Source organism: Saccharothrix sp. NRRL B-16314 (assembly GCF_000716595.1).
Taxonomy (GTDB): Bacteria; Actinomycetota; Actinomycetes; order Mycobacteriales; family Pseudonocardiaceae; genus Actinosynnema.
In genome coordinates this window covers 42,805-50,303 of sequence record NZ_JNXC01000046.1, presented here as the reverse complement: position 1 = coordinate 50,303, position 7,499 = coordinate 42,805, and the positions used below count along the sequence as shown (strand labels likewise).

7 protein-coding genes are annotated in these 7,499 nt (G+C 70.6%); 5 read left to right on the top strand and 2 right to left on the bottom strand.

What is annotated here, in order from left to right; genetic code table 11:
• Positions 1–1,011, bottom strand: a complete 1,011-nt coding sequence (locus OQ02_RS41710) for a DUF222 domain-containing protein (protein ID WP_081916208.1) — start codon at positions 1,009–1,011, stop codon at positions 1–3.
• A 127-nt stretch (positions 1,012–1,138) separates the two neighbouring features.
• Positions 1,139–1,408 (bottom strand): DUF2530 domain-containing protein, encoded by a 270-nt coding sequence (locus OQ02_RS37075; RefSeq protein ID WP_081916207.1) that lies wholly within the window; start codon positions 1,406–1,408, stop codon positions 1,139–1,141.
• A 117-nt stretch (positions 1,409–1,525) separates the two neighbouring features.
• Between OQ02_RS37075 and OQ02_RS37070 the strand changes: the two genes are divergently transcribed.
• The 5 genes from OQ02_RS37070 to OQ02_RS37050 all read left to right on the top strand — a co-directional run bounded on the left by OQ02_RS37070 (position 1,526) and on the right by OQ02_RS37050 (position 7,498).
• Positions 1,526–3,019, top strand: coding sequence for an NCS2 family permease (locus tag OQ02_RS37070; RefSeq protein WP_051773269.1), 1,494 nt, complete (start codon positions 1,526–1,528; stop codon positions 3,017–3,019).
• Positions 3,020–3,051: 32 nt separating this feature from the next.
• Positions 3,052–3,501: a MarR family winged helix-turn-helix transcriptional regulator gene (locus tag OQ02_RS37065; protein WP_197043668.1), complete on the top strand. Its 450-nt coding sequence runs from the start codon at positions 3,052–3,054 to the stop codon at positions 3,499–3,501.
• A gap of 4 nt (positions 3,502–3,505) precedes the next feature.
• Positions 3,506–4,846 carry an MFS transporter gene (locus tag OQ02_RS37060; RefSeq protein WP_063747222.1) on the top strand — a complete coding sequence of 447 codons (1,341 nt, stop codon included), beginning with the start codon at positions 3,506–3,508 and terminating at the stop codon, positions 4,844–4,846.
• 123 nt (positions 4,847–4,969) lie between these two features.
• Positions 4,970–5,734: an ABC transporter permease gene (locus OQ02_RS37055; RefSeq protein WP_051773268.1), complete on the top strand. Its 765-nt coding sequence runs from the start codon at positions 4,970–4,972 to the stop codon at positions 5,732–5,734.
• A 153-nt stretch (positions 5,735–5,887) separates the two neighbouring features.
• Positions 5,888–7,498 carry an ABC-F family ATP-binding cassette domain-containing protein gene (locus OQ02_RS37050; RefSeq protein ID WP_033443354.1) on the top strand — a complete coding sequence of 537 codons (1,611 nt, stop codon included), beginning with the start codon at positions 5,888–5,890 and terminating at the stop codon, positions 7,496–7,498.
• The last annotated feature ends 1 nt before the right edge of the window (position 7,499 follow it).

Sequence of the window (7,499 nt, the reverse complement as noted above, 5' to 3'; positions counted from 1 at the left end):
TTATGGTGCGACATAACAGCGGTGCAGGTCTTTCACCTCCACATTGGTTGACAGCGCCTCGTGGCGCACCCCCGGAAAAGCACATCCCCGATCCCGGGCATGCAGCGCCTTGCGCTGCGCGACACTCACCGTCCGCTTCGTCCGCCCCAAATCCATTACCTCGGAATCGCTGCCCATCACCACGGGGAGAACTTTCGCGTCGCACGCGATCCGCCGAGCTTGGGCGGCACTCAGGTAACGGTCGCCGTCCAACACCGCGTGCCCCACACCCCGCCGCAGCGTCTCCAGGTCGACCGTGACGCTGATGTGCGGACGTTCCCCCGCCTCCGACGGCAGGTCACCCGACCGCGACGCGAGCGACACGATGTCGGCGAAGGCCTCGCCGAACCGGTGCGCCCGGTCCTTCGGCCCTTCCGGACGCGGCGTCGCGAGTGGTTCCAGCATCGCGGTGAACCGGGCACCGGTCTCCGCCGACACCTCACCCCAGAACTCCACCCGTCCACCCGGCAGATCCCGCACGTACAACACGTCCGCCGGTTCGGCCGCAGGTTCGTCCAGCTCGTCCACCGAGTCCTGCTCGACCCGGTCCCGGATGCGGTCGGCGAGCTGGCGGACCACCTTCGGCTCCACGGACCCGGCCGCCTCGACCAGGATTTCCTCCGACCAGTCCGGCAACTTCAACGTCGTGACGGCCCTCGTCAACTCCCGCAGATGGCCCTCCGACAACGTCCCTTCGGCCAGTGCCGCGCCGGCGGCCCGGTACAGCGGCGGTAGCGGCTGCCCGGTCGGTGTGGTGGACGGCAGGAACAACTCCACCTGCGCGATCCACTGCTTCACCTCCGCCGGATTCGCCCGCACCAAAGCCCGGTACGAATCCAGGTCATAACCACACCGCAACACCTGTGCCAGCAATTCCAGCCGCCGCCGGTGCGATGCCCGAATCGACGCTTCCGCCTCCGCGATGGCGGCGAACACGTCGTCCTCGGTCAACAACACCGGCGAAACATCCATACCTCGAACAATAGTCGAACAGGCATTCGCAGGTCATCACTCGACCGTGTAAGAAAATCGGTCGAAAACAAATGCGCACCGTCATCGATCGCACTGAGGGATGAATGCGATTGTCGAGCCCCGCGCGTCAGTCCAGACCCTGGCCCTGCTGGGCGGTGCGGCTGCCTCGGCGGGCGGCGGACCGTTGCCAGGCGAACACGCCGTAGCCGATGATCCCCAGCAGTCCGCCGGTGAGGCACGTCCACACCAGGACCGTGTCGTCCCGACCGAACAGCAGCACGCCGACCAGCGCCAGCAACCACAGCGCCGTGCCCGCCACGATCGCGGGCACCGGATCCGCCAGCCTGGGCGGTAGCGGGGGTGGGGGCGGGAGGGGTGTTGCGTCCTGTTCGGCCACGTCCGGCAGGCTACCTCGCTGAAACACGGGTGGGGCACGCTCTGCCTGCTCAGCCGACGGCACCCCCGCCTGGCCGCACAATTGCCCAGCCCGAGCCGCACAGACCCAGGAGACGCGATGGCCACCGCCGAGACACCCGCCGCCGACACGCCCGCCGGTGGCCCGGCCCGTTCCAAGCTGGACGGGTTCTTCAAGATCTCCGAACGCGGCTCGTCGGTCGGCCGGGAGGTGCGCGGTGGGCTGGTCACGTTCGTGACCATGGCCTACATCGTCGTGCTGAACCCGCTGATCCTGGGCAGCTTCGCCGCCGACGACCCCGGCGCGAAGGTCGACGTGCTCGGCAACATCCTCACCATCCCGCAGGTCGCGGCGGTCACGGCGCTGGTCGCCGGTGTCATGACGATCCTCTTCGGCCTCGTCGCCAACTACCCGTTCGCCCTCGCCACCGGCCTGGGCATCAACTCGTTCGTCGCCGTCACGATCGTCCCGCAGATGTCCTGGCCCGAGGCGATGGGCCTGGTCATGGTCAACGGGCTCGTGGTCCTCCTCCTGGTCGTCACCGGCGTCCGGACCGCCGTGTTCAACGCCGTCCCCGCCGAGCTCAAAGCGGCCATCGCGGTCGGGATCGGGTTGTTCATCTGCTTCATCGGCCTGGTCGACGCGGGTTTCGTGCGCCGTCTGCCGGACGCGGCGGGCACGACGGTGCCGGTCGGCCTCGGCATCAACGGCTCGATCGCCTCGTGGCCGACGCTCGTCTTCGTCGTCGGACTCGTCCTCACCGGCATCCTGGTCGCCCGCAAGGTCAAGGGTGCGATCCTCATCGGCGTCCTCGCCGCCGCCGTCCTGTCCATCGTGATCGAGGCCATCGTCAAGGTCGGCCCGTCGAAGGGCGTGAACCCCTCCGGCTGGAACCTCGGCTACCCCGCCCTCCCCGACCAGGTGTTCGGCCTGCCGGACCTCTCCCTCCTCGGTGACGTCTCCTTCGGCGCGTGGACCAGGATTCCGGCGCTCGCCGCCGCGCTGCTCGTCTTCACGCTGGTGCTCACCGACTTCTTCGACACCGTCGGCACGATGACCGGCCTGGGCAAGGAAGCCGGCCTCATCGGCAAGGACGGTCAGCTCCCGGGCGTCTCGAAGGCCCTGTTCGTCGACGGTGTCGGCGCGGTCGCGGGTGGGGCGGCGTCGTCGTCGTCCAACACCGTCTACATCGAGTCGGCGTCGGGCATCGCGGAGGGCGCGCGGACCGGGCTGGCGAACGTCGTCACCGGCCTGCTGTTCCTCGCCGCCATGTTCCTCACCCCGCTGTACGCGGTCGTGCCGATCGAGGCGGCGGCGCCCGCGCTGGTCATCGTCGGCGCGCTGATGATCATCCAGATCCGGGAGATCGACTTCACGGACTTCTCCGTCGGCCTGCCCGCGTTCCTCACCATCGTGGTCATGCCGTTCACGTACTCCATCGCGAACGGCATCGGCGCGGGGTTCGTCAGCTACGTGGTGCTGCGCGCGCTCACCGGACGGGCGCGCAGCGTGCACCCGCTGATGTGGGTCGTCGCGGCGGCGTTCGTCGTCTACTTCGGCATCGGACCGATCCAGGCCCTTCTCGCGGGCTGAATGGAGGAGTTCACATCCTGGGCGGCGAGATCGTGAGGTATGCTAACTACGTGACGGAGACCGAGGCGGAAGCGGGACTGGCAAGCCGACTGCGGCTGGCCGTGGTCCGGCTGACCCGTCGACTCCGCGCGCAGCGGGTGAACTCCGCGATCTCGCTCACCCAGGTGTCCGCGCTGTCCACGCTGCACAAGTGCGGACCGCTGACGCCGGGCGAGCTGGCCGCCAAGGAAGGCGTCCAGCCACCGTCGATGACCAGGGTGATAGCGGCTCTCGAGGAGTACGGGTTCGCCACGCGCCGCCCGCACCCCACCGACGGCCGCCAGGCCATCGTGGAGCTGAGCGCGACGGGGCTCGACTACATCAACGAAGAGGTGTCCGCCCGGGAAGCCTGGCTGGACAAGCGGTTGGCCGAGCTGACACCGGAGGAACGGGGCGTGCTGTCGCGCGCCGCCGAGATAATCGACAGGATGGCGGGGCAGTAACGACGTGCCGGCGTACGCGGGTGGGGCAGAGACCGATCAGCTCGATCGCAACACAGCCGCACCCCCGTCCCGACGTCCGAAACCGCAGCGCTCCGGCATGTTCGGTTCGCTCCGCGTCCGCAACTACCGCCTGTACGCGTCCGGCCAGGTCGTCTCGCTCATCGGCCTGTGGATGCAGCGCGTCGCGCAGGACTGGCTGGTGCTGGAGCTGTCCGACGGTTCGGCCGTGGCGCTCGGCGTCGCTGCCGCGTTGCAGTTCGCACCCACGCTGTTCCTCTCGCTGTGGGCCGGTGTGCTGGCCGACCGGATGGACAAGCGCAAGCTGCTGCTGTTCCTGGAGAGCGCGCTCGCGCTGTGCGCCCTCGCCCTCGGCCTGATCGACGTCACCGGGGTCGCGCAGCTGTGGCACGTCTACGCGCTGTGCCTGCTGATGGGCGCGGTCAGCGCGGTGGAGACGCCGGTCCGGCAGAGCTTCGTGGTCGAGATGGTCGGCCGCGACCAGCTCACCAACGCCGTCGCGTTGAACTCGATGACGTTCAACCTGGCCCGGATGGTCGGCCCGGCGGTCGCCGGTGTGCTGATCGTCGTCATCGGCACCGGCTGGGTGTCCATCATCAACGCGGTCACGTTCGCCGCTGTGCTGCTCGGCCTCCTGCTGATGAACGCCGCCAAGCTGTACCGGCTGGACCCGGTGCCGCGCGAGAAGGGCCAGCTGCGCGAGGGCCTGCGGTACGTGCGGCAGCGGTCGGACCTGGTGATCCTGCTGGTCCTGGTGTTCTTCATCAGCACGTTCGGGCTGAACTTCTTCGTCACGCTGGCCGTCCTGGCCCGCAACACCTTCGGCGGTGACGCCGACGCGTACGGGCTGCTGTCCACGATGCTGGCCATCGGCACGTTCGCGGGTGCGACGCTCGCCGCCCGGCGCAGCACGCGGGGCAAGCCGAGGCTGCGGTTGCTGATCATCGGCGCGCTGGCGTTCGGCGTGCTGGAGGTCGTGGCGGGCCTGATGCCGACGATGTGGCTGACGGGGGCGATGCTGATCCCGGTCGGGATCGCCATGATGACGTTCACGACCACCGCGAACGCGACCGTGCAGCTGGCCGTGTCGCCGGAGATGCGCGGCCGGGTCATGGGCCTCTACATGCTGGTCTTCCTGGGTGGCACGCCGGTCGGCGGACCGGTCATGGGCTGGCTCGCCGAGCACTTCACCGCCCGCGCGCCGATCGTCTTCGGCGGCGCGGTGTCGATCGTGGTGGCCGTGGTGGGCGGGATCGTGCTGGCCCGACGGGGTGGCATCACCCTGCCGGCGTACCGCCTGCGCCTGCGCCGCCGCGCCCGCCGTTGACCGCACGGCGGCGTTGACCGCACGGCGGCGCTGACCGCAGGACGGCGCTGACCGCACGACGGCGCTGACCGCAGGACCACCGCTGAACGCACGGCAGGCGGCGGCGCGTCCGACAATGGCCGGGTGGTCATCGCAACGGACTGGGTCCGGCTGCTCGTCGTCTGTCTGATCTTCACCGCGGTCGCCGGCGCGGTGGTGCGGTGGGCCGGGCTGGCGTCGCCCCGGCCGGTGGTGCGGGCGGCCGTGCGGGCGGCGGCGCAGCTGGCGGCGGTGTCGGCGGTGATCACCGTGGTGCTGGCGTCGCTGCCGCTGACGGCGGGTTTCCTGGTGCTGATGGCGGCCGTGGCCACGGGCACGTCCGCCGCGCGCACCAAGACGGGCCGGCGCGGCGCGTGGGTGGCCGCCGCGATCCTCGCCGGTACGGTGCCGGCGATCGCGGCCCTGGTGGCGAGCGGCCTGGTGCCGTTGCGGGGTATCGCGCTGGTGCCGGTCGGCGGCATCCTCATCGGCGGCGCGATGACCGCCACCACGCTGTCCGTCCGCCGGTCGCTCGACACGCTGCGGGACCGGCACGGGGAGTACGAGGCGGCGTTGGCGCTCGGGTTCGGCGAACCGGTCGCGGTGCGCGAGCTGATCCGGCAGCCGGCGGCGGAGGCCCTGATCCCGGCGCTGGACCAGACCCGGACGGTGGGCCTGGTGACGTTGCCCGGCGCGTTCGTCGGGATGCTCCTCGGTGGTGCGCCGGTGTGGCAGGCGGGCGCGTTGCAGCTCGTGGTGCTGCTGGGCCTGCTGGCGGTCGAGGCGGTGGCGATCGCGGTGGTGGTCGAGCTGGTCGCGCGCGGTTTCGTGCGCAGGACTGGTGCGACGACAGAAGTTAGGCTAACCTAAGTCTCGTCGCTTCGTGGTGGGAGCGGCAGTCAGTTCGGGAACAGACGAGGCCCCGCCTCCCGGCCGTACCACCGGGAGGCGGGGCCTCGTCGCGCCCGGGACGAGACCGGAAAACGGGATGCCGTCCGCGGGCGGTCCTGTCACGATCGGACCGTGTTGACAGCCAGGAACGTGACGCTGTCCTTCGGTCCCCGGATCGTGCTCTCGGAGGTGGATCTCGATGTTCCCGCAGGTGAACGCGTAGGCCTGGTCGCGCCGAACGGCGTCGGCAAGTCGACCCTGCTGCGGGTGCTGGCGGGTGAGCTGACACCGGAAACGGGCACCGTCACCGCGCGCGGGGTGGTCGCCCACCTGACCCAGGAAACCGACATCCGGCCCGGTGAATCGTTGCGGGACCACCTGGCCCGTCGGACCGGCGTCGCGTCCGCCGTCCACGAGTTCGAGCGCGCCACGCAGGCCCTGACCGACGGCACGCCGGGAGCCGAGGACGCCTACGCGCGGGCGTTCGACCTGTGGACCGCGTCCGGCGCCGCCGACTTCACCGAACGCGCCGACGAGGTGTGCGACCGGCTCGGCCTGCCCGCGACCCTGCTGGACGAACGCGGCTCCGGTGAGCTGTCCGGTGGCCAGTCGGCGCGGCTCCGGCTCGCCGCCGTGCTGCTGACCACGGCCGACGTGCTGCTGCTGGACGAGCCGACGAACGACCTCGACCTGCACGGGCTGGACCTGCTCGAATCGCACGTCCTGCGCAGCACCGCCGGCATGGTCCTGGTCAGCCACGACCGCGAGTTCCTGGCCCGCACCGCGACCGCGATCGCCGAGCTGGACGAGTTCAGCCACGGCGTGACCGTGTTCGGCGGCGGGTGGGAGGCCTACCTCCAGGAGCAGGCCAACGCGCGGCGGCGGGCGCAGGAGGATTACGAGGCGTACGCGGCGAAGCGCGACACGTTGACGCAGCGGGCCCGGCAGACGCGGGAGTGGTCGCGGCAGGGCGTGCGGCGCAACGCGAAGTCGGACGAGAGCGACAAGTTCATCAAGTTCTTCCGCAAGCAGGGCGCGGAGAACCTGACCGCCAAGGCGTCCATTGTGGACCGTCAGCTGGCCAGGCTGGAGGAGGTCGAGGAGCCGCGCGAGCCGTGGGAGCTGCGGTTGACGCTGCCGAGCGCGGGACGGGGCAGCCAGGTCGCGTTCACGTTGCGCGGCGCGGTGGTGAGCCGCGGTGACGTGACGCTCGGGCCGATCGACCTCACCGTCGGCGCGGGGGAGCGGTGGCGGATCACCGGGCCCAACGGTTCCGGCAAGTCCACGCTGCTCGGAGCCCTGCTGGGGCGTCTGCCGCTCGACGCGGGCGATCGCGCCCAGGGGCCGGCGGTGGTGGTGGGCGAGGTGGACCAGGTGCGCGCCGACTTCGCCGTGCCCGAGTCCGTGCTGGAAGTCGTGACCGCCCAGACCGGCCTCGCGGAGGTGGAGGCGCGGACGTTGCTGGCGAAGTTCCGCGTCGGGGCGGACGCCGTGCTGCGGCCCGCGCGTTCGCTGTCGCCGGGCGAGCGGACCAGGGCGGGGCTGGCCGTGCTCCAGGCCAGGGGCACGACGTGCCTGGTGCTGGACGAGCCGACCAACCACCTCGACCTGGCCGCGATCGAACAACTCGAACAGGCGCTGGAGGACTACGGGGGCACGCTGCTGCTGGTGACCCACGACCGGCGGTTGGCCTCCGCCGTGGGGGTTGACCACACCTTGGACGTGCGGAGCCTGGCAAGATAGG